28 protein-coding genes and 1 tRNA gene are annotated in these 24281 nt (G+C 66.3%); 15 read left to right on the top strand and 14 right to left on the bottom strand.

What is annotated here, in order from left to right:
• Positions 1–128 precede the first annotated feature (128 nt).
• Positions 129–890, bottom strand: coding sequence for a triose-phosphate isomerase (gene tpiA, locus A7Q26_RS17290; RefSeq protein WP_066862025.1), 762 nt, complete (start codon positions 888–890; stop codon positions 129–131).
• Between the two features lie 202 nt (positions 891–1092).
• On the opposite strand from tpiA, the gene A7Q26_RS17285 reads away from it, so the two are divergent.
• Together A7Q26_RS17285 and trpE are read left to right on the top strand one after the other, a co-directional pair.
• Positions 1093–3042: a SurA N-terminal domain-containing protein gene (locus A7Q26_RS17285; RefSeq protein ID WP_066862022.1), complete on the top strand. Its 1950-nt coding sequence runs from the start codon at positions 1093–1095 to the stop codon at positions 3040–3042.
• Between the two features lie 19 nt (positions 3043–3061).
• Positions 3062–4579, top strand: a complete 1518-nt coding sequence (gene trpE, locus A7Q26_RS17280; RefSeq protein ID WP_198162968.1) for an anthranilate synthase component I — start codon at positions 3062–3064, stop codon at positions 4577–4579.
• Positions 4580–4594: 15 nt separating this feature from the next.
• Here the strand turns inward: trpE and A7Q26_RS17275 are convergent, their stop codons facing one another.
• From A7Q26_RS17275 to A7Q26_RS17265, 3 genes are all read right to left on the bottom strand, one after another.
• Positions 4595–5320, bottom strand: a complete 726-nt coding sequence (locus tag A7Q26_RS17275) for an extensin-like domain-containing protein (RefSeq protein WP_066862019.1) — start codon at positions 5318–5320, stop codon at positions 4595–4597.
• Positions 5321–5323: 3 nt separating this feature from the next.
• A complete protein-coding gene (locus A7Q26_RS17270) occupies positions 5324–6124 on the bottom strand; it encodes an NUDIX domain-containing protein (protein WP_066862016.1) in 801 nt (266 codons plus the stop codon).
• Between the two features lie 66 nt (positions 6125–6190).
• A tRNA-Ala gene (locus A7Q26_RS17265) sits at positions 6191–6266 on the bottom strand.
• A gap of 239 nt (positions 6267–6505) precedes the next feature.
• Here A7Q26_RS17265 and A7Q26_RS17260 point away from each other — a divergent pair.
• Positions 6506–7429 (top strand): DUF2171 domain-containing protein, encoded by a 924-nt coding sequence (locus A7Q26_RS17260; RefSeq protein WP_066862013.1) that lies wholly within the window; start codon positions 6506–6508, stop codon positions 7427–7429.
• 113 nt (positions 7430–7542) lie between these two features.
• Positions 7543–7881, top strand: a complete 339-nt coding sequence (locus A7Q26_RS17255) for a DMT family protein (RefSeq protein ID WP_066862006.1) — start codon at positions 7543–7545, stop codon at positions 7879–7881.
• 4 nt (positions 7882–7885) lie between these two features.
• On the opposite strand, the gene A7Q26_RS17250 is transcribed toward A7Q26_RS17255, so the two are convergent.
• From A7Q26_RS17250 to A7Q26_RS17225, 6 genes are all read right to left on the bottom strand, one after another.
• Positions 7886–8137, bottom strand: coding sequence for a hypothetical protein (locus A7Q26_RS17250; protein WP_066862004.1), 252 nt, complete (start codon positions 8135–8137; stop codon positions 7886–7888).
• Positions 8138–8393: 256 nt separating this feature from the next.
• Entirely contained in the window at positions 8394–9425 is a 1032-nt protein-coding gene (gene queA / locus A7Q26_RS17245; RefSeq protein WP_066862002.1) for a tRNA preQ1(34) S-adenosylmethionine ribosyltransferase-isomerase QueA, read from the bottom strand.
• Between the two features lie 24 nt (positions 9426–9449).
• Positions 9450–10199 carry a peptidylprolyl isomerase gene (locus A7Q26_RS17240; protein ID WP_066862000.1) on the bottom strand — a complete coding sequence of 250 codons (750 nt, stop codon included), beginning with the start codon at positions 10197–10199 and terminating at the stop codon, positions 9450–9452.
• A gap of 110 nt (positions 10200–10309) precedes the next feature.
• Positions 10310–10822, bottom strand: a complete 513-nt coding sequence (coaD, locus tag A7Q26_RS17235) for a pantetheine-phosphate adenylyltransferase (protein WP_066861999.1) — start codon at positions 10820–10822, stop codon at positions 10310–10312.
• A gap of 3 nt (positions 10823–10825) precedes the next feature.
• Positions 10826–11740: a polyprenyl synthetase family protein gene (locus tag A7Q26_RS17230; protein ID WP_066861997.1), complete on the bottom strand. Its 915-nt coding sequence runs from the start codon at positions 11738–11740 to the stop codon at positions 10826–10828.
• Positions 11741–11744: 4 nt separating this feature from the next.
• Positions 11745–11999: an exodeoxyribonuclease VII small subunit gene (locus A7Q26_RS17225; RefSeq protein ID WP_066861995.1), complete on the bottom strand. Its 255-nt coding sequence runs from the start codon at positions 11997–11999 to the stop codon at positions 11745–11747.
• A gap of 214 nt (positions 12000–12213) precedes the next feature.
• Between A7Q26_RS17225 and A7Q26_RS17220 the strand changes: the two genes are divergently transcribed.
• A complete protein-coding gene (locus tag A7Q26_RS17220) occupies positions 12214–12597 on the top strand; it encodes a hypothetical protein (protein WP_066861994.1) in 384 nt (127 codons plus the stop codon).
• A 280-nt stretch (positions 12598–12877) separates the two neighbouring features.
• On the top strand, positions 12878–13354 hold the full coding sequence (locus A7Q26_RS17215) for a hypothetical protein (RefSeq protein ID WP_066861992.1): 477 nt from the start codon (positions 12878–12880) through the stop codon (positions 13352–13354).
• A 22-nt stretch (positions 13355–13376) separates the two neighbouring features.
• On the opposite strand, the gene A7Q26_RS17210 is transcribed toward A7Q26_RS17215, so the two are convergent.
• Positions 13377–13700, bottom strand: a complete 324-nt coding sequence (locus tag A7Q26_RS17210; RefSeq protein WP_066861990.1) for a hypothetical protein — start codon at positions 13698–13700, stop codon at positions 13377–13379.
• Between the two features lie 185 nt (positions 13701–13885).
• Here A7Q26_RS17210 and purL point away from each other — a divergent pair, with 185 nt between their 5' ends.
• The 4 genes from purL (at position 13886) to A7Q26_RS17195 (ending at position 18654) form a co-directional block, all read left to right on the top strand.
• A complete protein-coding gene (purL, locus tag A7Q26_RS17205) occupies positions 13886–16075 on the top strand; it encodes a phosphoribosylformylglycinamidine synthase subunit PurL (protein WP_066861988.1) in 2190 nt (729 codons plus the stop codon).
• A gap of 115 nt (positions 16076–16190) precedes the next feature.
• The gene (locus A7Q26_RS25290; RefSeq protein ID WP_232313847.1) at positions 16191–16346 is read left to right on the top strand and encodes a hypothetical protein; all 156 of its coding nucleotides are present in this window, start codon (positions 16191–16193) and stop codon (positions 16344–16346) included.
• A gap of 147 nt (positions 16347–16493) precedes the next feature.
• On the top strand, positions 16494–16898 hold the full coding sequence (locus A7Q26_RS17200) for a hypothetical protein (protein WP_066861985.1): 405 nt from the start codon (positions 16494–16496) through the stop codon (positions 16896–16898).
• A gap of 118 nt (positions 16899–17016) precedes the next feature.
• The gene (locus tag A7Q26_RS17195; protein ID WP_157102614.1) at positions 17017–18654 is read left to right on the top strand and encodes a glycoside hydrolase family 43 protein; all 1638 of its coding nucleotides are present in this window, start codon (positions 17017–17019) and stop codon (positions 18652–18654) included.
• Here A7Q26_RS17195 and A7Q26_RS17190 read toward each other — a convergent pair.
• Complete coding sequence (locus A7Q26_RS17190; protein WP_066861979.1) at positions 18612–19385, bottom strand: methyltransferase domain-containing protein; 774 nt, start codon at positions 19383–19385, stop codon at positions 18612–18614. The two genes, A7Q26_RS17195 and A7Q26_RS17190, sit on opposite strands and share 43 nt — an antisense overlap.
• Positions 19386–19536: 151 nt before the next feature.
• Here A7Q26_RS17190 and A7Q26_RS17185 point away from each other — a divergent pair, with 151 nt between their 5' ends.
• The 3 genes from A7Q26_RS17185 to bfr all read left to right on the top strand — a co-directional run bounded on the left by A7Q26_RS17185 (position 19537) and on the right by bfr (position 21637).
• Positions 19537–20778 carry a DUF418 domain-containing protein gene (locus A7Q26_RS17185; RefSeq protein WP_066861975.1) on the top strand — a complete coding sequence of 414 codons (1242 nt, stop codon included), beginning with the start codon at positions 19537–19539 and terminating at the stop codon, positions 20776–20778.
• Positions 20779–20837: 59 nt separating this feature from the next.
• A complete protein-coding gene (locus A7Q26_RS17180; RefSeq protein ID WP_066861972.1) occupies positions 20838–21008 on the top strand; it encodes a (2Fe-2S)-binding protein in 171 nt (56 codons plus the stop codon).
• Positions 21009–21157: 149 nt separating this feature from the next.
• Positions 21158–21637: a bacterioferritin gene (gene bfr / locus A7Q26_RS17175; protein ID WP_066861968.1), complete on the top strand. Its 480-nt coding sequence runs from the start codon at positions 21158–21160 to the stop codon at positions 21635–21637.
• Positions 21638–21734: 97 nt separating this feature from the next.
• On the opposite strand, the gene A7Q26_RS17170 is transcribed toward bfr, so the two are convergent.
• On the bottom strand, positions 21735–22142 hold the full coding sequence (locus A7Q26_RS17170; protein ID WP_066861965.1) for a (deoxy)nucleoside triphosphate pyrophosphohydrolase: 408 nt from the start codon (positions 22140–22142) through the stop codon (positions 21735–21737).
• Positions 22143–22224: 82 nt separating this feature from the next.
• Here A7Q26_RS17170 and A7Q26_RS17165 point away from each other — a divergent pair, with 82 nt between their 5' ends.
• A complete protein-coding gene (locus tag A7Q26_RS17165; RefSeq protein WP_066862871.1) occupies positions 22225–22410 on the top strand; it encodes a Flp family type IVb pilin in 186 nt (61 codons plus the stop codon).
• 139 nt (positions 22411–22549) lie between these two features.
• Positions 22550–22708 (top strand): Flp family type IVb pilin, encoded by a 159-nt coding sequence (locus A7Q26_RS17160; RefSeq protein WP_066861962.1) that lies wholly within the window; start codon positions 22550–22552, stop codon positions 22706–22708.
• Between the two features lie 58 nt (positions 22709–22766).
• On the opposite strand, the gene A7Q26_RS17155 is transcribed toward A7Q26_RS17160, so the two are convergent.
• Entirely contained in the window at positions 22767–24245 is a 1479-nt protein-coding gene (locus tag A7Q26_RS17155; protein WP_066861959.1) for a M48 family metalloprotease, read from the bottom strand.
• Between the last annotated feature and the right edge of the window lie 36 nt (positions 24246–24281).

Below are 24281 nucleotides of genomic sequence, written 5' to 3'. Positions count from 1 at the left end.
GTGAAGGAGTGCGTTGGCGCGCACATAGCGATGATGGGGCGCGGGGGCAACCTTGTCCGCCCTTCCCTCCTCACACCGACATCCGTTCGCTTCCCGACTTCGCTCGAAGCGAACGGATGTGTCGATCATCAGGCCGCGGCCGCCATGCGCTGGTCGGCCGCCTCGATGATCGGGGCGAATTTCGCCGCGGTCAGGCTGGCGCCGCCGACCAGGCCGCCATCGACGTCGGGCACGGACATGAGTTCGACCGCATTGTCGCCGTTCATCGAGCCGCCATAGAGAATCCGCACCTTGTCCGCCTCTTCGCCGATCCGGCTCCTGAGCGCGGCGCGCAGGGCGGCGTGCATGGAGGCGACCGCCTCGATCGTGGGGATGCGTCCGGTGCCGATCGCCCAGATGGGTTCATAGGCGACCGCCAGCCAGTCGGCCGACGCGCCTTCGGGCAGCGATGCGAGCAGCTGCGCCGACACCACTTCCTCCGCCCGACCGGCGTCGCGTATGTCGATCGTCTCGCCAACGCAGAGGATGACGTTGATGCCCGCCTTGTGCGCGGCGACCGACTTGGCGGCGATGTCGGCATTGGTCTCGCCGCGCGCCTCGCGCCGTTCGCTGTGGCCGGTGATGACCCAGGTGGCGCCCGCCTCCGCCAGCATTTCGGCCGAGAGCGATCCGGTATAGGCGCCGCTCATGTCCATATGGCAGTTCTGCGCGCCGATGAACGCCGCGCCGCGCCGCTCCGATCCCGCCATGATGAGCGTGGCGGGCAGGCAGAGGCCCACCTCCACCGCCGGATGCGCCGCGGCCACCCGGCCGATCGCCTCCACTTCGCCCAGATGCGCGCGCATCCCGTTCATCTTCCAGTTGCCGACAACCAGCTTCCGCCTGTTCATCCGCGTGATTTCCCTTGTGGTTATTGCTGCACGTCGCTCCCGCGCCTCCGTCACCGGGCTTGCCGCCCCGCGTCTCCCCGGAAGAACGGGAACTGGAGAAAGCCGATGAACGGCGCTCACGCATTTGTCCAGTGCAAGCCTTGCCGCCGCGCCGTTCCGCCCTTAAAGCGGGCCGCCACACAGCCGCAGTACCGGGTCCCCCATGCTTTCTGTCTTTCGCAGCTTCATCCGCTCCAAGTTCGGCGCGCTCTTCGCGATCCTCTTCCTGGGGGTCATCGCCGCCGCCTTCATCCTGGGCGACCTGACCAGCGGCCAGTTCGGCAACAGCCTGGGCGGGGGCGGCACGGCCGCCTCGGCAAAGGGCCACAAGCTGAGCCAGGGGGAGTTTCAGGACCGGGTGCAGCGCGTGTTCGAAAATGCGCGCCGCTCCAATCCAGGCCTCCAGATCGCCGATTTCTTCGCGCAGGGCGGCGCGGCACAGGTCTATGACCAGCTTGTCGCATCGCTGACGCTGCGTGCCTTTGCCGACGATCAGGGCGTGCATATCTCCAAGCGGCTGGTCGACGCGCAGATCGCGCAGATCCCCGCCTTCCAGGACGCGGCCGGCAATTTCAGCCAGGAGAATTTCCGCCAGCTGCTGATCCGCGAGCGGCTGACCGAACAGGCGCTGCGCGACGATATCAGCCGCGAGATCCTCCAGCGCCAGCTGCTGGCGCCGATCGGCCTGGGCGCGCGTCCTTCCGAAACGCTGGTGCTGCCCTATGCGTCGCTGCTGCTGGAAGCGCGCCAGGGCACGGTCGCCGCGATCCCGGCGGTCGCCTTCCTCGACGAGAAGAGCCCGACCGACGCGCAGCTGGCCGATTATTACAGGAAGAACAGCGCCCGCTTCACCATCCCCGAACAGCGCCGCATCCGCTATGCGGTGGTCGACGCCGCCCGCTTCGCCCAGGCGTCGCAACCGTCCGAGGCGGAGATCGCCGGCTATTACAACCAGAACAAGGCCGCCTATGCGGCGAAGCAGAACCGCAGCATCGAGCAGCTGGTCCTGCCGACGCAGGCGGGTGCGAAGGCGATCGCCGATCAGGTGAAGGCCGGCAAGACCCTGGCCGTCGCCGCGCAGGGCGCGGGCCTTGCGGTGTCGACCGCCGCCGACCAGAGCCGCGAGGCGCTGACCGCATCGGCCAGCAAGGCCGTGGCCGACGCCGCCTTCGCCGCCAGGCAGGGCGAACTGGTGGGACCGGTGCGCGGATCGCTCGGCTGGCTGCTGCTGCGCGTCACCGCGATCAACGAGACGCCGGCGCGTCCACTGGCCGCCGTGCGCGGCGAAATCGTCGAGACGCTGCGCGCGCAGAAGGAAAAGCAGCTGCTCGCCGACTTCACCGGCAAGCTGGAGGACCAGATCGCCGATGGCGGCACCTTCGAGGAAGTGGTGAAGGATAATGGCCTGACGCTGGCGACCAGCCCGGCGCTGCTGTCGACCGGCAAGCAGGTCAGGGACCAGGCCTATGTGGTGCCCGCCGACATCCAGCCGCTGATCGCCCCCGTCTTCGCGATGAGCGCCGACGATGACGCGCAGCTGGTGCCGATCACCCCGGACAAGCGCTATGCGCTGGTCGCGCCGGGCGAGATCATCGCCGCCGCACCCCCGCCGCTGGCCGAGGTGAAGCAGCTGGTGCTGGCGCAGTACAAGCTCAACGCCGGCAACCAGAAGGCAAAGGCGCTGGCCGAGCAGATCCAGGCGAAGGTCGCCAAGGGCGCGAAGCTGGCCGACGCCATCGCCCAGGCCGGCGTCAAGTTGCCCGCGCCGCAGGTGCTGGGCGGCCGCCGCGCCGACATCATGCGCGGCGAACAGCGCCCGCCGGCCGAGGTCGCGATCCTCTTCTCGATGGCGGCCAACACGGTCAAGACCCTGCCGATCGGTCAGGATCGCGGCTATTTCGTGGTCCAGCTGAACAAGATCGAGCGTGGCGACGCCAAGGGCCAGCCCCAGCTGCTGGCGCAGGTGCGCGACCAGCTGGGCGAAGTGATCGGCCAGGAATATGGCCAGCAGTTCGAGCGCGCGGTCGAAAAGCAGCTGGACGTTACGCGCAACGCCAATGCCGTGGCGCAGGTGCGCCAGGCGCTGGCCGCGACCAACAGCGGCGACCAGTAAGATGGCGGCCAAAGGGGCAATGGGCATCGGGGGCTTGGACGGCGTGACGAGTGCGCGCGCGGCTCTGGCGCGGGGCGAATCGGCCCTGGTGTGGCGGCGGCAGATCGCCGACACCGACACGCCGATCTCCGCCGCGCTCAAGCTGTTCGAGTCCGATCGCGGCGATTATCTGCTGGAATCGGTCGAGGGCGGCGCGGTGCGCGGCCGCTACAGCCTGATCGGCCTCGCCCCCGACCTGGTCTTTCGGGCGCACGGCCAGAGCGCCGAGATCAACCGGCAATGGGCGACCGACCGCGACGCCTTCGTGCCCGAACAGGCCGGCGCGCTCGATGCGCTGCGCGCGCTGGTGGCGGAATGCCGGGCGGAGATGGACGCCGCGCTGCCCGCTGCGCTCGCCTGCCTGGTCGGCTATTTCGGCTACGAAACGGTTGGGCTGGTCGAAAAGCTGCCCCGCCCGGCACCCAATCCGATCGGCGTACCCGACATGCTGTTCGTGCGGCCGACCGTGATCCTGATCTTCGACCGGCTGGCCGATCAGCTCTATATCGTCTCGCCGGTGTGGAAGGGCAGCTTCGCCGATGCCGAAAAGGCGATCGAGGCGGCACTTGAGCGGATCGACGCCACCGCCGCGCGCCTCGCCGCGCCGCTCCCCCCCCTGCCCGCACCGGCCGACATCGCTGACGTGGAAGTGACGCCCGTGCTGGAACCGGGCCGCTATGCGCAGATGGTGGACGCGGCCAAGGACTATATCGTCGCGGGCGACATCTTCCAGGTGGTGCTGGCCCAGCGCTTCACAAGTCCCTTCACCCTGCCGCCGATCGCCCTCTATCGCGCGCTGCGGCGGATCAATCCGTCGCCCTTCCTCTATTATCTCGACCTGCCAGGCTTCGCGCTGATCGGATCGTCACCGGAAATTCTCGTCCGCGCCCGCGATGGAGAGGTGACGATCCGCCCGATCGCCGGCACCCGCCCGCGTGGCAAAAGCGCGGTCGAGGACGCCGCCAATCGCGAAAGCCTGCTCGCCGATCCCAAGGAACGGGCCGAGCATCTGATGCTGCTGGACCTGGGCCGCAACGATGTCGGCCGCGTCGCCGCCGCCGGAACGGTGACGGTCACGGAAAGCTACAGCGTCGAATTTTACAGCCATGTCATGCACATCGTGTCCAACGTGGTCGGCCGCCTCGCGCCCGACAAGGATGCGATCGACGCACTGTTCGCGGGTTTTCCGGCGGGCACCGTTTCGGGCGCGCCCAAGGTCCGAGCCTGCGAGATCATCGCGGAACTGGAGCCGGAAACGCGCGGCGCCTATGCCGGCGGGGTCGGCTATTTCGGGCCGGACGGCAATATGGACAGTTGCATCGTGCTGCGCACGGCGGTGCTCAAGGACGGCATCATGCACGTCCAGGCGGGCGCGGGCATCGTCGCCGATTCGAACGCCGACTATGAGCAGCGCGAATGCGAGGCCAAGAGCGGCGCGCTGCTGGCCGCGGCGCGCGAGGCGGTGAGCGTGGCGCGGGATGCCGGGTTCGGGCAGTAAGTCACACGGCATTCGTTAGCGACACGCCCGCCATCCCATGGCGCCGCGTTCCGCCTGGTCGAGGTGGAAATGATCGCGATGGGCGGCATTGTAATCAGGTGACAGCACCGTCGAGAACAGGTCGCACGCCCCGTCGCGCACTGCGCGCAGGAAAGCCGCGTCCTTCCCCTCCCCCTTCCAGTCGTTGACGAGGCTGACCTGCCGCCCGTCCGCCAGCACGAAGGCCGCCACGTCGATCGCGTCGGCGGTGGCATGTTCGCTGAAATCGCCCTGGCTGCGGCCGTACATGCGGCGACAGCTATAGCTGCCGAAATGGCGAATGCTGCGGACCGGCTGGCCATAGATGCGCTGGGCGGCGGGCTGCACCACCTGCCATTCCCACAACCTGAACGCGGCCGCCACCGGACAGGACGGCGCGACTGACGCGGGCGACAGGGCGATGGCGTCCGCTTCCCCTTTCAGCCGCACCGCGTCGGCATAGGCGCACTGACCGTCGCCGCCCGGCTTCATCGCCACATAATCGACGCCGGCCCCGTCGAGCAGTGCCCGGCACCGGGCCGTATCGCCGGTCAGCGCGGCCAGCTTGCGCCCGGTGAAAAGCCCGACCGGCTGCGCGAGGTCGAGGTCGGTCCAGGGCAGATCCTGCGGCCGCTGGCGCAGCCAGGCATGGCCGAGGAACAGCAGCAGCAGCGCGCCACCCAGCAGGACGACACGACGAAGGGTCAGATGAAGTTTCCGCATCCCCTAAGCACGCCGGACCTGCCGCATGGGTTCCGACGTAACCGGATAGCCGAGATGATCGGGGATGCAGAGATGCGCCTCCCCGTCCCGCTCCTCCTTCCATGGCCGCACCTTCTCGACCGGAAAGGCCGCCGCATGGGCCACCAGATCGGCGTGGGAGGCGAAGGGCGCCAGCCGCTCCAGATTGCGCCGGGTGGGAAAGATGATCCTTCCCTCGCCCGCGTCGCAGCGCGCCAGCACCTCGGCCGCGCTGCTCCAGAGGAGCCGCACATTCTCGGTCGAATCGACGCTCGCCATCTGCCCCTCCGGCGCGCGGGCCAGGTAGAAACGCGTGTCGAACACCCGCGCGGCCCGCTCGAAGGGCGCGGGGTGCCAGCGCGCGAAGGGGGTCAGCGCTTCGAACGCGATGCCCAGGCCATGCCGGTCCAGCAGATCGCCGAGCGGCCTGCCGTCATGCAAGCCATCGCGCAGCCGCAGCACCGATGCGGCGTCCACCAGCCCGGCCAGACCGATCCCCAGCCCCGCTTCCTCGATCGTCTCGCGAATCGCGGCGATGCGGGCGGCCGCCTCGTCCGGCGCCAGGTCATGGTCGAGCCGCGCGGCCAGCGCATGGTCGGCCTCGTCCACCGCGCCGCCGGGAAAGACCAGCGCGCCGGCGGCGAAAGCCATGGTCGACGCCCGCTCCACCATCAATATTTCGGGCGGCAATATTTCGGGGGACAATATCGCGGAGGTCGCGGCCGGCCGGTCGCGCAGGATCACCACCGTCGCGGCGGGACGGCCCGCATCATCTTCATCTGTCATGGAAACCGCTCTAGGCGCTTGCCGCACGGGCGGTAAAGTCCTTCGGATCAACCCCGGTGAGGAGGTTGGTGGAGCCTAGGGGGATCGAACCCCTGACCTCGTCATTGCGAACGACGCGCTCTCCCAGCTGAGCTAAGGCCCCTGAAGGAGCGCTGCCTATAGGCGAGGCTTTTGGGCCTTGCAACGGTCTTTTGCCGAAAAAATCGCGGCCATTGCTGATCTCGATCAAGGGGCAGGAAGCGCCCGCGATTTCCGCGCGGCGAGGCGGTGTCCCAGCCAGACATTACTCCTGCGTAACGCCCGGAACGATGGCCCCGCCCGGCCATTGATGCCCCGACGACGCCGATAATGCGTCGCCAGGACAGACCAAGGAGAAGGACGATGGGTTATCAAGGCGGACGCCGCTATGGCGAGGATCGCTATTCGGCCGGCTGGGACCGCGGAGACCGGTATCGGGCACAGGGCGACCGCGATGATCGGAGCTCCCGCTACGGCACGCGCGGCCAGTTCGGCGGCCCGGACTATCGCCGACCCCCGGCCGACTATGATTATGAGGAACGCGGCTTCCTCGACCGCGCGGGCGACGAGGTTCGCAGCTGGTTCGGCGACGAAGAGGCCGAACGCCGGCGCGAATATGACGAATATTACAACCGCCCCTATGGCGACCCGCGCGACCAGTCGAGCCGGCTGGGCTATGCGTCGGCGGCGCGCAGCGACTATCTGCCCAATCGCGGCCATGCGCCCTACACCGGCGAACGCAGCGGCTTTGGCAGCGAGGATCATGGCCAGCGCATCCGCGCCTATGGGCCGACCCAGGACTATGGCGCGCATCATGACAGCAACTATCACAGCTGGCGCCAGCAGCGGATCGACGAGCTGGACCGCGACTATGCCGAATATCAGCGCGAACATCGCGACCGCTTCAACAGCGAGTTCGGCAGCTGGCGCACCCGCCGCAGCGAACAGCGCCAGGCGATCAGCCAGGTGCGGGAACATATGGAAGTGGTCGGCAGCGACGGCGAGCATGTCGGCACCGTCGACAAGCTGCGCGGCGACCGCATCATCCTGACCAAGAATGACGAGGATGCGGGCGGCGTGCATCACTCCATCCCGTCCAGCTGGATCAAGTCGGTCGATGCGACCAAGGTGACGCTGGAAAAGACCGCGAGCCAGGCGCAGGACGCGTGGCGCACCGAGCGGGAGCAGAATGCCCTGTTCGGTGATCGTGACGAGGATCGCGGTGGCTGGAGCAGCGAGGGCACGGCGAGCAGCACGACCGGCTATGGCGGCAACCGCTATCGCTGAGCGCGGATGATGAATGGAAGGCCCGGTCGGCATGACCGGGCCTTTTCCATGCCCGCTTGCGCGCACGGGCCGGACAGTGCCAAAGCGTCGACCCCGTCCCGTGCGAGAGATTGATGCCGACCCTGATCCTGCTGGCCCTGTCCAACCTGTTCATGACCGTCGCCTGGTACTGGCATCTGAAGGGCGGCATGAACAAGCCGATCCTGCTGGTCATCCTGATCAGCTGGGGCATCGCCTTCATCGAATATTGCCTGGCGGTGCCCGCGAACCGCATGGGTTACGCGCAGGGCTGGAGCGCGGGCCAGCTCAAGGTCGCGCAGGAGGCGATCGCGCTCATCATCTTCGGCGGCTTCATGGTGACGGTGCTGGGCGAGCCGCTGCACTGGCGCCATCTTGCCGCCTTCGCCTGCATAATGGGCGCGGTGGGATTCCTGTTCGTGGGCCGGGGCTGACCGTTCAGGGGGCTGCGCGCAATGGCTTTGGCGCAGAACCGGCGGCCGGCTCCGGTCGATCGCCATGCACGCCGCCATAGGTGCTGAACTGCTCCAGCGGCAGCGCCGTCCCGCAAAAGGCGCATTCCGCGACCATCCGACCGACGATCCAATGCTGCCGCGTGCAGGCCGGGCAGCGGTTGGTTTCCCCGCTATGATACAGAGGGATGAATCCCCTGGCGAATGACGGCCGCGCCGTCCCGAATGCAATCTGCATATACCCTCCTCCTCTGAACGCCTGAGAGCTTCAACGCGCGAGACGGAAAAGGTTTCACTTGCGAACCAGATATTCCGCGCGTGCCGCCATGGCGGCACTATACGCGCGAATCGCGCGTGTCCGCGTGAGAAAAGCGCTCTGCCTCTTCGTGAGTATGGCCGAACCGGTCGAACGGGCGAGCGGAGCCGCTGTCAGCGAACCCGCCGGCGGGCGACAGCCGTCTCCGGGCAGGAATGCGACGGCTTGCGCTCGCCCGTCACCTCGGCAGGAGCAGGCTGGAATCCCCGTAGGAATAGAAGCGATAGCCCGTCGCGATCGCGTGGGCGTAGACCTCTTGCATCCGTTCGCGGCCCATCAGCGCGGACACCAGCATGAAGAGCGTCGACTTGGGCAGGTGGAAATTGGTCATGAGCCCGTCCACCGCGCGGAAGCGATAGCCCGGCGTGATGAATATCCGCGTCTCGTCGGCGAAGGGGCGCAGCAGGCCGTCCTCGCCGCACGCGCTTTCAAGCAGGCGCAGCGACGTGGTGCCCACCGCGATCAGCCGCCCCCCGGCTGCGCGCGCGGCGTTCAGGCGCTCGGCCGTCGCGGCGTCGATCCGGCCCCATTCGGCGTGCATCCGGTGATCGTCGGTATCGTCGGCCTTGACCGGCAGGAAGGTGCCCGCGCCCACATGCAGCGTCAGCGTTTCGGTCCTCACGCCCGCCGAGCCGATCGCGGCCATCAGGTCGGGGGTGAAATGCAGCGCGGCGGTGGGCGCGGCGACGGCGCCATCCTCGCGCGCGAACATGGTCTGGTAATCGCGGCGGTCGCGGTCGTCGGTCGGGCGCTTGCTGGCGATATAGGGTGGCAGCGGCATCCGGCCCGCCCGCTCCAGCAGGACTTCCACCGGCTCCTCGCCCTCGAAATCCAGCGTCACCCCGCCATCCTCGTCGCGCGCGCCCGCGATGGCCGTGACGCCCGCACCGAAATCGATGCGGTCGCCCGCGCGCACCCGCTTGGCGTTGCGCAGGAAGGCCTGCCATTGCCGCAGCCCCTGCCGCTTGTGCAGGGTCGCGCCGATCCTCGCCTGGCCGCGCATCCCCTCCAGCTGGGCGGGAATGACCCTGGTGTCGTTGAACACCAGCACGTCGCCGGCGCGCAGCAGCGACGGCAGGTCGCGCACGACATGGTCCTGCATGGCGCCGTCGCCGGGCACCAGCAGCAGCCGCGCGCTGTCGCGCGGGGAAGCGGGCCGGAGCGCGATATTCTCCGCCGGCAGGTCGAAATCGAACAGGTCTACGCGCATGGCTGGACGGCCGGACGAACCGGCTTATTTCCGCTTCGGCGCAGGCGCGGCGGGCGTGTCGATGATCGATGGCGCCGACGACGGCGGCGGCGCGGGCAGCGCAGTGACCGGCGGCTTGCCGTCGCTTTCGATCGACGCCTGGAGGATCAGGGTCGGGTTGGCCGGCGGTTCGCCCTGGGCGATCGCGTCGACATATTGCATCCCTTCGATCACGCGGCCGAAGACGGTATATTTCTTGTCGAGCTGCATCCGGGGCAGCAGCACGATGAAGAACTGGCTGTTGGCGCTGTCCTCGCTCTGGGCGCGGGCCATCGACACCGTGCCACGCAGGTGGGGCATCGGGTTGAATTCGGCCTTGAGGTCGGGCAACTGCGAACCGCCGGTACCGTCGCCCTTGGGATCGCCGCCCTGCGCCATGAAGCCGGGGATGACGCGGTGGAATTTCAGGCCGTTATAAAAGCCCTGGCGCGTCAGCTCCTTGATCCGATCAACATGGCCCGGCGCGATGTCGGGACGCAGCTGGATACGCACGCGGCCGCCGCTCGACAGGTCGAGATCCCAGATATTCTGCGGGTCGGCCGGCACGGTGGCGGGCGGCAGCTTGACCGTCGGGTCGGAACCCAGCGACTTGGCGTTTTCCTGCGCGCGCGCGGCGGCTTCCGACTTCTTCAGATCCTCTGCATTGCCGCCACCGCCGCCCTGGGCATAGGCGAGGCCGGACGCGGTGAGGGCGAAGCCGATCGCCACGGTCTTGAGCGCGCGAGTTAAACGCATGGGGTAAGACATTCCTTGATCTCTTGTCGCCTGGGGGCAAGGCGCCCTGATAGCGCGCTGATCGCGATTGGCAACTGAACGCAGGCTGAAACGGGTTCAGGCGGCGTTTTTCAGCCCTGCCCCTTGCGGCCGAGCTGCGCGACCCGCGCCACCACCTCGTCGCGCACGACGGGGCCGACGAACTTGTGGATCGGGCCGCCATACAGGGCGATTTCCTTGACCAGCCGCGACGCGATCGGCTGGAGCGAGACGTCCGCCATCAGGAAGACGGTTTCGACCCGGCCGTTGATCTGCTGGTTCATCCCCGCCATCTGATATTCATATTCGAAGTCCGCGACAGCGCGCAGGCCGCGGATGATGACGCTGGCCCCCTGCGATTCGGCAAAGTCCATCAGCAGCGAATTAAAGCCTGTGACGACGATCTCCGCATCGATGCCCGCACATTCGCGGCGCACCATCTCCAGCCGCTCCTCGTCAGAGAACATGGGCGACTTGGCGATGTTGGTGGTCACGCCGATCACCAGCTTGTCGACCAGCTTCGCGCCGCGCCGGATGATGTCCATATGCCCCAGGGTGATGGGATCGAACGTGCCGGGATAGACGCCGATGCGCTGTTTCGTCATGGCCTAGCGGTCCCTTTCCACGATATAGTCGGCAATGGCGCGCAGCAGGTCGGCCTCCGCGCCGAAATTGTGAAGATGCGCCTTCGCCTGGGCGACCAGCATGTGCGCCCGTTCCCGCGCCGGCTCGACGCCGAGCAGCGAGACGAAGGTTTCCTTGCCCGCCGCCGCATCCTTGCCAAGCGCCTTGCCGGCCAGCGCCTCGTCCCCCTCCACGTCGAGCAGGTCGTCGGCGATCTGGAAGGCGAGGCCGATGTCGCGGGCATAGCCATGCAGCCGGGTGCGCGCATCGTGCGGCAGGCGGGCCATGATCGCGGCGGCATCGACACAGACGGCGATCAGCGCACCGGTCTTGAGATTCTGGAGCCGCGTCACGGTAGCGAGGTCGAAGCGGGTCGTTTCCGCTTCCAGGTCCATCATCTGCCCGCCGGCCATGCCCGCCGGGCCGCTGGCGAGCGCCAGTGCCTTCACCAGTTCCACCCGCACGAAGGGGTCGGGATGGGTCTCCTCGTCGGCGAGGATCTGGAACGCCAGATCGTGCAGGCAGTCGCCCGCCAGGATCGCCGTCGCCTCGTCAAAGGCCTTGTGAACGGTCGGCTTGCCCCGGCGCATGTCGTCATCGTCCATCGCCGGCAGATCGTCATGGATCAGCGAATAGACATGGATGCACTCGATCGCGAGGCCGACCCGGAGCGCCGAGTCGCGGGAAATGTTGAACAGGTCGCTCGCCGCCTGCACCAGCAGCGGGCGCAGCCGCTTGCCGCCGCCGATCGCGGCATGGCGCATCGCTTCATAAAGGCGACGGCGCGGATCGTCGGGTACCGCCAGCAGCCGGTCGAAAGCGGCGTCGATCTGCTGCGCGACGATGGTCGCGCGCGTCGTCACCAGTGCGGCCGCGGAGACGCCCCCTCCCCCCTTCATGCGATCAGTCCGCGCCGAAAGGCTGCGCGCCGGTCACTGCGCCGCTGGCATCGACCGTCAGTCGGCTGATCCGCGCCTCGGCCGCCTGGAGGCGATCGGCGCAGCGCTTGCGCAGTTCCTCGCCCCGCGCATAGAGCGAGATCGACTCGTCCAGCGGCACGTCGCCGCTTTCCAGCCGGCGGACGATCTGTTCGAGCGCGCGCAGCGCATCCTCGAACGACAGGGTTGCGGGATCGGGGTTGGAAATGTCCTCAGCCATGCCCCTGCATTGGCCGCGCCCCGTCCGCCGGTCAAGCCCGGCGCAGCCAATTATGACCGATCGCTCCGGGCCGACCGGCAATAAGGCGTTCGCCCCTTGCCCGGTCCGCCTGCCTCGTCATCAAACAGTCATGACGCCATATCAGGGGACATGGCGGGAAAACCGCTATTTTGCGTTGACGCACCATGTCGCCCATGCACATAGAAGGACCGCTATGAAATCTCATCTCCCCCTGATCGCCGTTGCCGCCGTCGCGCTGCTGTCCGCCTGCAACAAGAATGACGAACCCGAAGTCGTGGGCGGCCCGGCCGACCCCATGGCGGCCCAGCTCGCCAACGCAGCGCCGGTCGAACTGCCGCCGTCGGTCAAGGCCAACAAGCAGTTCCGCTGCAAGGACAACAGCCTGTTCTTCGTCGACTTTATGAGCGACGAAAAGACCGCGATCCTGCGCACCGAAAAGAACGGCGCCCCCACCGCGCTGAAGGCTGCCGAAGCCGGTCAGCCCTTCACCGCCGAGGGCGGCTATGAAATCAAGGGTTCGGGCGACGACGTCACGATCACCGTGCCGGGCAAGGGCGCACAGGCCTGCCACGTCTGAGACGGGGCTTCCCTTTTGGTTCAAGCGGGCCGGACCTTCCCCAAGGTCCGGCCTTTTTCTTGGGCGGGATCGGGACGCGATTTGGCGACGAGAGTCGATCGCCCGCAACGCCGGACCTAATCCGGGATCGGCCCTCTTCGTCGGCTGCGCCAGAAAGCGGGCTCCGGATCAGGGCGGGCCTGAGGAGCATGTATGGCAGCAAGCGACCACTTTTTGCCTTACAGCGAGGACGCGACGTGCGCCAATAGCGGACGCGTGTGATGCCTGCTAGGATGGTCGAATGAACGAAGATGTCGCGAACTGGCAGATGCGCGGACAGGTTTTTGTCTGGCGCTACTCGGCCTCCCAAAGTTCGCATAAGGGGTGGCACTTTTCAGCCGAACCAGCCGCGTGCGGCGCATTGGTTGAATTGCTCACCTACATGCGATCCGTCGCTGAAGCCGTCCATAGGACCATCAGGCTTAGTCGGCCGACACCATCGATTTCGTCCGTGCCGGGCTACGGCGATCCGAAGAACGATGATTTCGAAAAGCTTAGGATCATTTTTGACCCGTCCTTTTCTGACCTTCAGTTGCAGCTGACGACCGACCGCTTAGAGCTGTTTGTGGGAGAGGAACGGTGCAACGACCTCCTGACCGCGTTGACTGATGTTCAGAACGGAAAAGGGGATTTTGCGTTTGGTCCTAATCAAAAGGGAGCTTCACCACCGATCTGGTTTTGGTGGATGCCTTGGAGGGGCCAGTCCTATGCCCGATAGCGACCAATGCCGGTCCTTCCGACTAGCCGAAAATGCGCTTGATAGCGGACCAAAATCCGGTCTTTTTTTGTGGTGAAACGATAGGGAATTTGAAGTCCCAACTGCGATCCTTCGCAGGTTTGCCGTTAATGAGATACTCTATCGCGTCGATGTTGCCCTCGGGCCAGACGATAATCTCCTTGTCGTTGATCCACTCAACTTGCGAGGCGTCGCCGACGTCTGGACCATCCCACGTTAGTGTCAGGCAATCATTGGGCATTAGCTCAAAGCATTGGGGCCAAGGCTCAACCGAGACGTAAATTGGCCAAGTCTTCTCGTTGAGAAATGTTTGCTGTGTCAGAGCCATTTGTTCGTTCTACCGCAATGCTTAGAACATGCCAAATGTCAGCTTCCTACTGATTATCGCTTAGCAGCAGACCGTCCGCGTCCCACCCCTTCTCGCCATGCGCGGCACGCTTCGACAATCATCCGAAGCCCCATCCTGCACGCCCACCATTGTGATTCGCGCACGCCCTCGCTAAAGGCGCGCTCATGTCCAGCACCGCCACCCAGATCACCCCGGAAGTCGTCGCCGAACATGGCCTCAGCCCGGAAGAATATGACCGCGTCCTGCACGCCCTCGGCCGGGAACCGAACCTGACCGAACTCGGCATCTTCTCGGTCATGTGGTCGGAACATTGCAGCTATAAATCCAGCCGGATTCACCTGAAGAAGCTGCCGACCACCGGCCCGCAGGTCATCTGCGGCCCCGGCGAAAATGCCGGCGTGGTCGACATCGGCGACGGCCAGGCCGCCATCTTCAAGATGGAGAGCCACAACCACCCCAGCTACATCGAACCCTATCAGGGCGCGGCGACGGGTGTCGGCGGCATCCTGCGCGACGTGTTCACCATGGGCGCGCGCCCGGTGGCGAACATGAACGCGCTGCGCTTCGGCCGCCCCGACCACCCGAAGATGAAGCATCTGATCGCGGGCGTGGTCCATGGCATCGGCGGCTACGGCAATTGCGTGGGCGTGCCGACCGTGGGCGGCGAGGTGAATTTCCACCCCGCCTATGACGGCAACATCCTGGTCAACGCGATGACCGTGGGCGTCGCCGACACCGACAAGATCTTCTATTCGGCAGCCAGCGGCGTCGGCAATCCGATCGTCTATGTGGGGTCGAAGACCGGCCGCGACGGCATCCATGGCGCGACCATGGCCTCGGCCGATTTCGGCGACGACGCCGATGCCAAGCGCCCGACCGTGCAGGTCGGCGACCCGTTCACCGAAAAGCTGCTGATCGAGGCGTGCCTGGAACTGATGGCGTCCGACGCGATCGTCGCGATCCAGGACATGGGCGCGGCGGGCCTCACCTCCTCCAGCGTCGAGATGGCGTCGAAGGGCGGCGTCGGCATCCAGCTCAACATGGACGACGTGCCGCAGCGCGAAACCGGCATGACCGCCTATGAGATGATGCTGTCGGAAAGCCAGGAGCGGATGCTCATGGTGCTCAAGCCCGGCCGCGAAGCGTTCGCCGAAGCGATCTTCCGCAAGTGGGAGCTGGACTTCGCGGTCATCGGCCATGTCACCGACACCGGCCGCATGGTGCTGGTCCACAAGGGCGAGACGGTGTGCGACATTCCGCTCGCCCCGCTGGCCGACGACGCGCCGCTCTACGACCGTCCTTCGATGCCGAAGGACGACTACAAGCGCTGGGCCAATGTCGCGCCGCTGGGCGAGATCGCCGAGAGCGCGGATATCGGCGCCGATCTGGTGACGCTGATGGCGTCGCCCGACATCGCCAGCCGTCGCTGGATCTGGGAGCAATATGACCATATGGTCGGCGCCGACACGGTGCAGCGTCCCGGCGGCGACGCCGCGGTCGTGCGCGTCCATGGCACGCGCAAGGGCATCGCGATCAGCACCGACTGCACCCCGCGCTACTGCTATGCCGATCCCTATGAGGGCGGCAAGCAGGCGATCGCCGAATGCTATCGCAATCTGAGCGCGGTCGGATCGACCCCGCTCGCCGTCACCAACTGCCTCAACTTCGCCAACCCGCAGCGCCCGGAGATCATGGCGCAGCTGACCGGCTGCCTCGACGGCATGGGCGACGCCTGCCGCGCGCTCGACTTCCCGATCGTGTCCGGCAATGTCAGCCTCTACAATGAATCCAAGGCGACTGGCGGCGGCTCGGCGATCCTGCCGACACCGGCGATCGGCGGCATCGGCCTGCTCAAGGATGTCGACGTGATGGCGACCGTGGCGTTCAAGAATGAGGGCGACGCGATCTGGCTGATCGGCGGGCCGGACGGCGCGTTGGGCACTCACCTCGGTCAGTCGATCTGGCTGCGCGAGATTGCCGGTCGTGAAGCGGGCGACGCCCCGAAGGTCGATCTCGCAGCCGAGCGGACCCATGCCAACACCGTCCGCGCGCTGGTCGCGGCGGGCCAGGTCAACGCCGTGCATGACGTCGCCGATGGCGGCCTGCTGGTGACGATCGCGGAAATGGCGCTCGCCGGCGGGATCGGCGCGACGCTGGAGGTGGCGCTGACCACGGCTTCGGCCTTCGGCGAGGATCAGGGCCGCTATGTCGTCGCGGCCCCGGCCGGCGTCGAGATTGCCGGTGCGGTGAAGATCGGCACGACCGGCGGCGACAGTGTCGCGGGCGTCCCGCTCGACATGCTGCGCACCGCGCATGAAGGCTTCTTCCCTGCGCTGATGAACAACGAACTCTAACGACACTCGTCGTCCCCGCGCAGGCGGGAACCCACTTCTCGTCGCGCAACCGGAGTGCAGAAGGCGCGCTGGGTTCCCGCTTTCGCGGAAACGACGGAGAGGGTAGCCTTGTGCGATGCGCATCCGCCAGCATCGCACAGGTGTGGTTCCCGGCTTCCCGCAGGACTATGGCGTCAGGCAGCTGATGTGGTTCGAGCAGCATGGCTCGATGGATGAAGCGATCCTGCGTGAAAAGCGGCTCAATGGAACCGCGCCTGGAAGATGGCGCTGATCGTAGAGTTGAATCCGTATTGGGACGACTTGACGATTGGCCTGGGTTTCGAGCGGTTGCCTGACTGACGCGCGATCGTTCCCGCTTGCGAGGAGGGCGCTGCGATGATGCTGTGCCGCGCGCCATCTTAACAACGGAGGGCGAGACATGACCACCGGCTATTCCGGCACCCCGCTGGCCAGGAAGCTCAGCCTCAAACCCGGCCTGCGCGCCTGGTGGGAGGATATGCCCGCCAGCGTCGCGGCGGAGATTGGCAACAGCGGCGTCATTCCCCTGCCCGCACCGGAAGCGCCGATCGACGCCGCCCATATCTTCGTCAGCGACCGCGCGACCATGGCGGCCCGGATCGCGGCGCTGCGGCCCCTGCTCGCGCCCACCGGCTTCCTGTGGGTCAGCTGGCCCAAGAAAGCGTCCAGGGTGCCGACCGATATCACGGAGGGCGTCATCCGCGCGGCCGTGCTGCCCACGACCGACCTGGCCGATGTGAAGGTGTGCGCCGTCGATGCCGTCTGGTCCGGCCTCAAGCTGATGATCCGCAAATCGGCGCGCTGACGCTCCTGTTTTTGATAGCGCTATCAGTTCCACTCTCCTATGCTCGCGCGAAAGGAAAGGGAGAGGGATTTTGCGCACAGCGTCACGCGCGGTCTTTTGGTTGCTCGCCACCATCGCCATGCCGGTCGTCACGGAACCGGCGGTTGCCGGACCGGCCCGGTTCGACGATTTCCGCTATGACGGCCGCGCCCAGGAGCAGGTGACGCCCGGCCCCGGCGACTATCGCAATCCCATCCTGTCGGGCTATTATCCCGACCCGTCCATCACCCGCGTCGGCGACCGCTATTATCTCGTCAATTCCTCCTTCGCCCATTATCCTGGCCTGCCGATCTTCACGTCCACCGATCTCGTGAACTGGCGCCAGATCGGCAATGCGATCGACCGCCCCGACCAGTTCGACTTCTCCGGCAAGCGCATCACGCTGGGCATGTTCGCGCCCGACATCTCCTTTCACGACGGCCTGTTCTACCTGGTTGGAACCTGCGTGACATGCGGCGGAAATTTCGTCATGACCGCGCCCGATCCGTCCGGACCATGGTCGAAGCCCTGCTGGCTGCCCTTCGAGGGGATCGACCCGTCCATCTATTGGGAGGGCGACCGCGCCTTCATCGTCAACAACCGGGCGCCGGCGGAGCCGGCCCGCTATGACGGGCATCGCGCCATCTGGGTGCAGGAATTCGACTGGCGCAACCTCCGCATGACCGGCGAATCGACCCAGATCGTCAATGGCGGCGTCGACATCGCCCGCAAGCCCGCGTGGATCGAAGGCCCTCACCTGCTGAAGCGAGAAGGCTATTATTACCTGATCGCGGCGGAAGGCGGCACCGGCGACCAGCATAGCGAGGTGGTGTTCCGGTCCCGCGGCCTGCGCGGTCCCTACACCCCCCATGCCGGCAACCCCATCCTCAGCCAGCGCAGCCTGGACCCCGCACGCCCGCATCCGGTGACGTCCGCCGGCCATGCCAAGCTGGTGCAGACTGAGGATGGAGACTGGTGGGCGACCTTCCTCGCCACCCGCCCCTATGGTCCCGACCTCTACAATATCGGGCGCGAGACCTTCCTTTTGCCCGTGACGTGGCGCGACGGCTGGCCCCATATCCTGCCCGAAGGCCAGCCCATCCCCTATGCGGCACCGCGCCCGCGCCTGCCCGCAGGCTCCACCGGCACGCCGCCAACGAGCGGCGATTTTTCCTATCGCGATGACTTCAGCAGCCCGCGGCTCGGCCCCGCCTGGATCGGCGTCCGCACGCCGATGCGCCCCTTCTACCGGCTGGAGCAGGGCGCTCTGGTGCTGGATGGCGCGACCGCCCTGGGCGACCTGTCGGCCGCACCTGCCTTCATCGGGCGACGCCAGCAGCACCATGTCGCGACCGTCTCGACCCGTCTCGACTATCGCCCCGATGCCGAAGGCGACCGGGCCGGGCTGATGGCGGTCCAGTCGGACCGCAACTTCCTCTTCTTCGGCATCATGCAGAGCGACGGAGCGCCCCATATCGTCCTGATGGCGCGGGAAGGATCGGACAGCGACCGGCTGATCGCCTCCGCCCCGGTCGATCCGTCCATGCCCCTCACCCTGTCTCTCGCCATGGATGGCGGCCGGATGCGCGCCAGCTATGCAAGCGGCGGGGCGGAGAGCGTCCTCGCTTCCGATGTCGATATCCGATTCCTCAGCACCAAGCTGGCCGGCGGCTTCGTGGGCACGATCATCGGCCCCTATGCCTGGAACGCGCGCGTCACCCGGCCGAGCAGCAACTGATAGACGTCGCGGCCGCCCGCCGCGTCATAGGCGGCCATGACCCGGCGCAGCGCGGTCGGCCCCAACGGGCGATGCCCTTCGCCGGGCACCACCGCGCCGATCCCCTTGAGATGGGCCAGCAGCGCGCGCGCGCCCTTGCCCTCCAGCGCCACCGTCTCCGCGAAGGCGAAGGCATCGTCCTGCCCCGCCAGCATCGCGCGCAGGGCATCCAGCGAGGGATAGTCCGGCACCCCGCTTGCCAGCCCGGCGGCGTCATGGGCGGCCCGCCAGGCGGCGAAGCTGCCCCGCCCCATGGTCGAGAAGATCAGGCTGCCCCCCGGCCGCAGCAGCCCCGCGAGCCGCGCGATCGCGGCCGGCAGGTCGTCGAACCACTGGAAGGCGAGGCTGGACAGGATCAGGTCGAACCATGGCCCGTCGAAGGACGGCGCTTCGCCATCCATCGTCAGGAATGTGCCCGCGATCCGGCCGTGCGACGCGGCCTGTTCCAGCATGGCGGGCGAAATATCGGTCGCGATCAGGTCCGCGCCTGGCCAGCGCGCCTGTATCTCGCGCGTCAGCAGACCCGTGCCGCACCCGATTTCCAGGATACGCGCCACGCCGCCGGGCCGCTGCCGCCGGGCGAGGTCGGCCACCAGCGACGCGGCCAGCCGCTGCGGCCCGGCATGAGCCTCATAATGCTCGGCCGCCGCACCGAAGGCGTCGCTTATCCGTCGCTTGCGGCCATCGTTCATGGCTGGCGCATTTTCCGTTCACCGTTCACGGTCCACGCCTTGGAAAATGCGGCCACAAAGAACAAGAGCCTTTCCACCTTTTGTGGAAAGGCTCTAGGCGGATGGCAGAGCCTCGGCGCTCTGACCAGCCCGTTCAAGGAAACGCCGCCGCATGACCGCATCCCCCCGCATTCCCGCCATGGACGTGCTGCGCGGCTGCGCCGTGATGGCCATCATGTGGATGAACATCACCGCCTTCGCCCTGCCGCAGAACGCCTATTTCAACCCCGCGGTGGCGGGGCCGCTCTCGGCCGGCGACATCGGCTTCTGGGCGGTCAGCCTGATCTTCGTCGATGGCAAGATGCGCGGCCTGTTCGCCCTGCTGTTCGGTGCATCCATGCTGCTGCTGATCGACCGGGAGGAGATGGCGGGTCGCGATGGCCGGCGGACGCAGATGATTCGCGCCTTCTGGCTGTTCGTCATCGGCTGCGCCCATTTCTTCCTGCTCTGGTGGGGCGACATATTGCGCGTCTATGCGATCGTCGCCCTCTTCGCCCTGCCCTTCGCGGGGCTGGAGCCGCTGGCGCTGGTCAAGCGCGCCTTCCTCTTCTTCCTGTTCCAGTTCCTGCTGCTGGCCGCGTTCATCGGCAGCCTCTATCTGTGGGGCCATGCCGCCGCCGGGGCGGACGCCAGCGCGGCGATGCGCGAGGGCTTCACCGGCTTCATGGCCGCCCTGTCCGATCCCGCCGACCCGGCAACCCAGGCCGAAATCGCCACCTATCGCAGCGGTTTCACCGCCATCCTGCACATGAAGCTGGCCGCCTTCCCCGGCGACTGGCTGTGGGGACTGCTGTTCAACGCGTTCGAGACGCTGGGCTTCATGCTGCTCGGCATGGCGATGCTGAAGGGCGGCTTCCTGACCGGAAACTGGGATATGGAGCAATATCGCCGGACTGCCCGCCATTGCTTCCTGATCGGGGTGCCGCCGATGGCCGCGCTGGCGCTCTGGGTGTGGTGGAGCGGATTCGCGCCGCTCCCCACTTATGGCGCGGCGCTTGCCTGGTCGCTGCCCTTCCGCATCCCGCTGACGGTCGGATGGGCGGCGCTTATCCTCTGGCTGCTGGCGCGGCACCGGGACAGCACGCTGGTCGGCCGGATCGCGGCGGCGGGGCGGATGACGCTCAGCAATTATCTGGGCGCCAGCCTCGTCATGACGGCGATCTTCTATGGCTGGGGGCTTGGCCTATTCGGCCATGTCCGGCCGGCGCTGCTGCCGTTGTTCGTGGTCGGCGCCTGGGCGGCGATGCTGCTCTGGTCGCAGCCTTATGCGACTCGCTTCGCCATGGGGCCAGCCGAATGGCTGTGGCGCAGTCTCAGCCATGGTGCAGTGCAAAAGATTCGCAGGAGCAGCTGATTACTATTGCGACCTATTATCATCTGCGCTATCTCTCCTTCATCAGGAGAAGAGCCGCGATGGTCGTCTGCGTTTGTAATGCCATTCGAGAAAAGGATCTGCGGGAAGCCGCGCGCGATGGCGCCGATACGCCCTGCAACGCCTATGCCCGTTTCGGCCGCCGGCCCAAATGCGGCCAGTGCGTATCCTTCGCCCGCACCATCATCGCGGCGGAACGCGCATCCGCCTGATAAAATTGCAAATCAAGCGCACCAGCCAATCGCGAAGCCGACGCAATAGCGCAGTAAAAAAGCCCTGATTTTCAAGGGTTTTCGACTTAACAGATGCCTGCATTAGGCTTATAATCCCGGCGTTCCCGAAACAGCCGGAGTATAGCGCCATGAAAGGCGACCCGAAGGTCATCGACTTTCTGAACGAGGTCCTCAAGAATGAGTTGACCGCGATCAATCAATATTTCCTCCACTATCGGATGCTCAACCATTGGGGCATCGAGAAACTGGCCAAGTTCGAATATTCCGAATCGATCGACGAGATGAAGCACGCCGACAAGGTGGCGGAGCGCATCCTGTTCCTCGACGGCCTGCCCAATTTCCAGCTGCTCGGCCGCCTGAAGATCGGCGAGACGGTGGAGGAAATCCTCAAGGCCGACCTCGAACTGGAATATGAGGCGCTGCCGGTGCTGAAGGACGCGATCGCCTATTGCGAATCGATTCGCGATTATGTCAGCCGTGACCTGTTCCAATATATCCTCGAAAGCGAGGAAGAGCATGTCGACACGCTGGAAACCCAGTTCGAGATGATCGAGCGCATGGGCATCCAGAATTATATCCAGTTGCAGAGCAAGGCTGCGGAGGACTGACCAGCCCTTCCGGCCTGGTCCGACCGCGTCGGATCACGCCCCTGCGACTCATGCCCGGGCGAGGCCACCTTCCGGCGGTGGGCCTCGCCCTTTTTCGTTACAGCAGCGCTTCCAGCAGTCCGATCAGCGGCAGGTCCGCCGGCGGCATGTCCAGCCCGTACATCTGCGCGGGGCGCGCCCATTTGAGCGCCGTCGCATGGCGCGGCTCGGGCTGTCCCCGCCATTTGCGGCAGACATAGAGCAGCAGCAGCAGATGGCGATCGCCCAGCGGCTCGCTGGCGAACGTCGCGGGTGCCAGGCAGCTGGCATGGGTCTCGATGCCCAGTTCCTCCTCCAGCTCGCGCACCAGCGCCGCCTCCGGCGTTTCGCCCGACTCGACCTTGCCGCCGGGAAATTCCCACAGGCCCGCCATGGTCCCGCCCGGCGGACGCTGCTGCAACAGCACGCGGCCATCGGCATCGATCAACGCCACGGCAACGACGAACAGGGGAGAAATGGGCGTCATATCGGTCCGGATGAGAGGGCTTTGTTAACCCTGGCTGCTTTACACGTCTGTCGGGGACTGTCTGTAGCGAACTGGGGATATGATGCGCGGGCTTTTCGAAATCATCACCCGTCGAGGGCTGTTGCGGTGCGAACGCGGCGCGACCGCGGTCGAATATGCCCTCATCATAGCTATGGTCGTGCTCGCCATGACTGCGGCGCTCTCCAATGTCGCCGACAGGACAATCGGCATGTGGAACAATGTCGCGACAGAAGTAACGAAGAATTAACCATCAATATCTGACAGCTTCGTTCATCCCATTAAGCCTTTTTCAACCGAGCTGTTCTAATCCCGTCCTTGCTGACCACGAATTACCAAGCGGGGCGGCCGGGTAGTTTAACGGATTAATCCATTCAAGGAGACGTCACATGCAGTTCATCCGCAAGATGCTGAAGAATGAAAAGGGTGCCACCGCGATCGAATACGGCCTGATCGCCGCTCTGATCGCCGTCGCCGCCATTGGCGCCATGACCAGCCTGGGCAGCAAGCTCGGCAGCACCTTCAACAATGTCTCGGAAAAGCTCTAAGCCTCTCCCAGCATGACAAAAGGGGCGGCGGACGCGAGTCCGCCGCCCCTTTTCGTTGTCACCAGCCGATGATCTTCACTTTTTGCCCCGGTCGCAGCGCGGCATTGGCGGCCAGCCCGTTGATCGTCCGGAAACGCTCCACGGGATAGTCGCTATAGGCCATGCGGCGGCTGAGCGACTGGACGGTGTCGCCGGATTTGACAGTCACCAACTGGACGCGACGCGGCCGGATCGCCGCCGCCTCCTGGCTCGACAGGCGCTGAAGCGATTGCACCATCGGCGTAAAGGGGCCGATGCCCTGCCCTGCCGGCGTCAGCAGCAGGAAATGATAGGCACGCCCACCACCGAAATCATAGGCGAAGACGGTCGCGTCGACCTGGCTCGACTGGGTCGAGGCGCGCACCGTGCGCCAGGCGGCGGGGATGCCCCCAACCGTCGTGCGGCTCACCTCGCCTGCGGGCACGCCGCCATCGCTGCCGCCCAGCCGGGCGAAGACGCTGTCGACATAAGCCGCCAGATTGCCCGAATAGGGCGCGGCGCCGAACTGCGCCTGCCCGCCCGATCCGGTGATCGACACGGCATCCGTACCATTTTCCATGCCGAAGCCGCTGGGCGCGGTGAAACTCAAACGCAGGTCCGGATGGCGAAAGCGGTTGCCCTCGATCACGCCCTGCCGGGGATCATCGCCATAGAGGACGCCGTTCACGGCATTGAGGAAGGCGTCGCGATTGCGCACCGTGCTGCCGGCGCGAGTCGCGGCCGCCGCCTGTGCCGCCCGGTCCACGCGTGAGGCCGGGTCGGGGTGCGTGCTGGCCCATTCGGGCATGGACCGGGCGCTGCCGGCCAGTTGCGCGTCCAGATTGCTCTGCGCCGCCAGCGAGGCAAGCATTTCGGAGAGGGCGCGGGGATCATAGCCCGCCGACGCGAGATAGCGGATGCCGAGGTCGTCGGCCTCATATTCCTGGCTGCGGGAAAATTTGAGGGTCAGAAGCTGGCTGCCCGTGCCGATCCCCTTCTGTACCAGCCCGGCCAGGCCCGAATCGCCCAGCAACGCGCCGGCCAGAACGCCCAGCAGCGCCCCGCCGATGGCATTGCGCTGTGCGGCCTGCTGGCGCCGCTGGCCATGCTGGGCGGCGACATGACCGACCTCATGACCCAGCACGCCCGCCAGTTCCGCCTCGTCATTCATCAGCGCCATCAGCTGGCGCGTGACATAGACATAGCCGCCGGGGATGGCGAAGGCGTTGTTCACCGGGCTGTTGAGCAGGGTAACGGTGAAATCGCTCTGCGCGTTGGAAAGGCCGGACTGAACCGCGATCCGGCGCCCGACCGTCTCCACATAGCGCGCCTGCGGCCCGGCATAGGCGCCACCAAATTCCTTGAGCAGTTCGGGGTGCTGCTTCGCGCCGCTCGCCTTGTCCTGCTGGCTGATGGACGACACGGTGCGAATCGCGCGCTGCTGCCCGATCACCATCGGCGCGCTCAACCCCATCGCCAGCACCGCCCCCGAGCAGCCCAACGCAATCTTCCAGTTCATAAACCCTCACCCTTCGACGTTACCGGCACGTAACGA

The organism is Sphingobium sp. TCM1 (genome assembly GCF_001650725.1).
In the GTDB taxonomy this organism is placed as follows: domain Bacteria; phylum Pseudomonadota; class Alphaproteobacteria; order Sphingomonadales; family Sphingomonadaceae; genus Sphingobium.
This window is presented reverse-complemented; position numbering and strand designations above follow the sequence as displayed.

Coding starts and splice junctions, on each gene's coding strand:
- A7Q26_RS17275 (WP_066862019.1), bottom strand. CDS start 5,320: ATGCGGAAACTTCATCTGACCCTTCGTCGTGTCGTCCTGCTGGGTGGC.
- A7Q26_RS17230 (WP_066861997.1), bottom strand. CDS start 11,740: ATGAAGGGGGGAGGGGGCGTCTCCGCGGCCGCACTGGTGACGACGCGC.
- tpiA (WP_066862025.1), bottom strand. CDS start 890: ATGAACAGGCGGAAGCTGGTTGTCGGCAACTGGAAGATGAACGGGATG.
- A7Q26_RS17225 (WP_066861995.1), bottom strand. CDS start 11,999: ATGGCTGAGGACATTTCCAACCCCGATCCCGCAACCCTGTCGTTCGAG.
- A7Q26_RS17220 (WP_066861994.1), top strand. CDS start 12,214: ATGAAATCTCATCTCCCCCTGATCGCCGTTGCCGCCGTCGCGCTGCTG.
- A7Q26_RS17210 (WP_066861990.1), bottom strand. CDS start 13,700: ATGGCTCTGACACAGCAAACATTTCTCAACGAGAAGACTTGGCCAATT.
- A7Q26_RS17260 (WP_066862013.1), top strand. CDS start 6,506: ATGGGTTATCAAGGCGGACGCCGCTATGGCGAGGATCGCTATTCGGCC.
- A7Q26_RS17190 (WP_066861979.1), bottom strand. CDS start 19,385: ATGAACGATGGCCGCAAGCGACGGATAAGCGACGCCTTCGGTGCGGCG.
- A7Q26_RS17255 (WP_066862006.1), top strand. CDS start 7,543: ATGCCGACCCTGATCCTGCTGGCCCTGTCCAACCTGTTCATGACCGTC.
- purL (WP_066861988.1), top strand. CDS start 13,886: ATGTCCAGCACCGCCACCCAGATCACCCCGGAAGTCGTCGCCGAACAT.
- A7Q26_RS17270 (WP_066862016.1), bottom strand. CDS start 6,124: ATGACAGATGAAGATGATGCGGGCCGTCCCGCCGCGACGGTGGTGATC.
- A7Q26_RS17285 (WP_066862022.1), top strand. CDS start 1,093: ATGCTTTCTGTCTTTCGCAGCTTCATCCGCTCCAAGTTCGGCGCGCTC.
- A7Q26_RS17200 (WP_066861985.1), top strand. CDS start 16,494: ATGACCACCGGCTATTCCGGCACCCCGCTGGCCAGGAAGCTCAGCCTC.
- A7Q26_RS17240 (WP_066862000.1), bottom strand. CDS start 10,199: ATGCGTTTAACTCGCGCGCTCAAGACCGTGGCGATCGGCTTCGCCCTC.
- A7Q26_RS17215 (WP_066861992.1), top strand. CDS start 12,878: ATGAACGAAGATGTCGCGAACTGGCAGATGCGCGGACAGGTTTTTGTC.
- trpE (WP_198162968.1), top strand. CDS start 3,062: ATGGGCATCGGGGGCTTGGACGGCGTGACGAGTGCGCGCGCGGCTCTG.
- A7Q26_RS17180 (WP_066861972.1), top strand. CDS start 20,838: ATGGTCGTCTGCGTTTGTAATGCCATTCGAGAAAAGGATCTGCGGGAA.
- A7Q26_RS17185 (WP_066861975.1), top strand. CDS start 19,537: ATGACCGCATCCCCCCGCATTCCCGCCATGGACGTGCTGCGCGGCTGC.
- A7Q26_RS17195 (WP_157102614.1), top strand. CDS start 17,017: ATGCCGGTCGTCACGGAACCGGCGGTTGCCGGACCGGCCCGGTTCGAC.
- A7Q26_RS17170 (WP_066861965.1), bottom strand. CDS start 22,142: ATGACGCCCATTTCTCCCCTGTTCGTCGTTGCCGTGGCGTTGATCGAT.
- A7Q26_RS17160 (WP_066861962.1), top strand. CDS start 22,550: ATGCAGTTCATCCGCAAGATGCTGAAGAATGAAAAGGGTGCCACCGCG.
- A7Q26_RS17155 (WP_066861959.1), bottom strand. CDS start 24,245: ATGAACTGGAAGATTGCGTTGGGCTGCTCGGGGGCGGTGCTGGCGATG.
- bfr (WP_066861968.1), top strand. CDS start 21,158: ATGAAAGGCGACCCGAAGGTCATCGACTTTCTGAACGAGGTCCTCAAG.
- A7Q26_RS17165 (WP_066862871.1), top strand. CDS start 22,225: ATGCGCGGGCTTTTCGAAATCATCACCCGTCGAGGGCTGTTGCGGTGC.
- queA (WP_066862002.1), bottom strand. CDS start 9,425: ATGCGCGTAGACCTGTTCGATTTCGACCTGCCGGCGGAGAATATCGCG.
- A7Q26_RS17250 (WP_066862004.1), bottom strand. CDS start 8,137: ATGCAGATTGCATTCGGGACGGCGCGGCCGTCATTCGCCAGGGGATTC.
- coaD (WP_066861999.1), bottom strand. CDS start 10,822: ATGACGAAACAGCGCATCGGCGTCTATCCCGGCACGTTCGATCCCATC.
- A7Q26_RS25290 (WP_232313847.1), top strand. CDS start 16,191: ATGCGCATCCGCCAGCATCGCACAGGTGTGGTTCCCGGCTTCCCGCAG.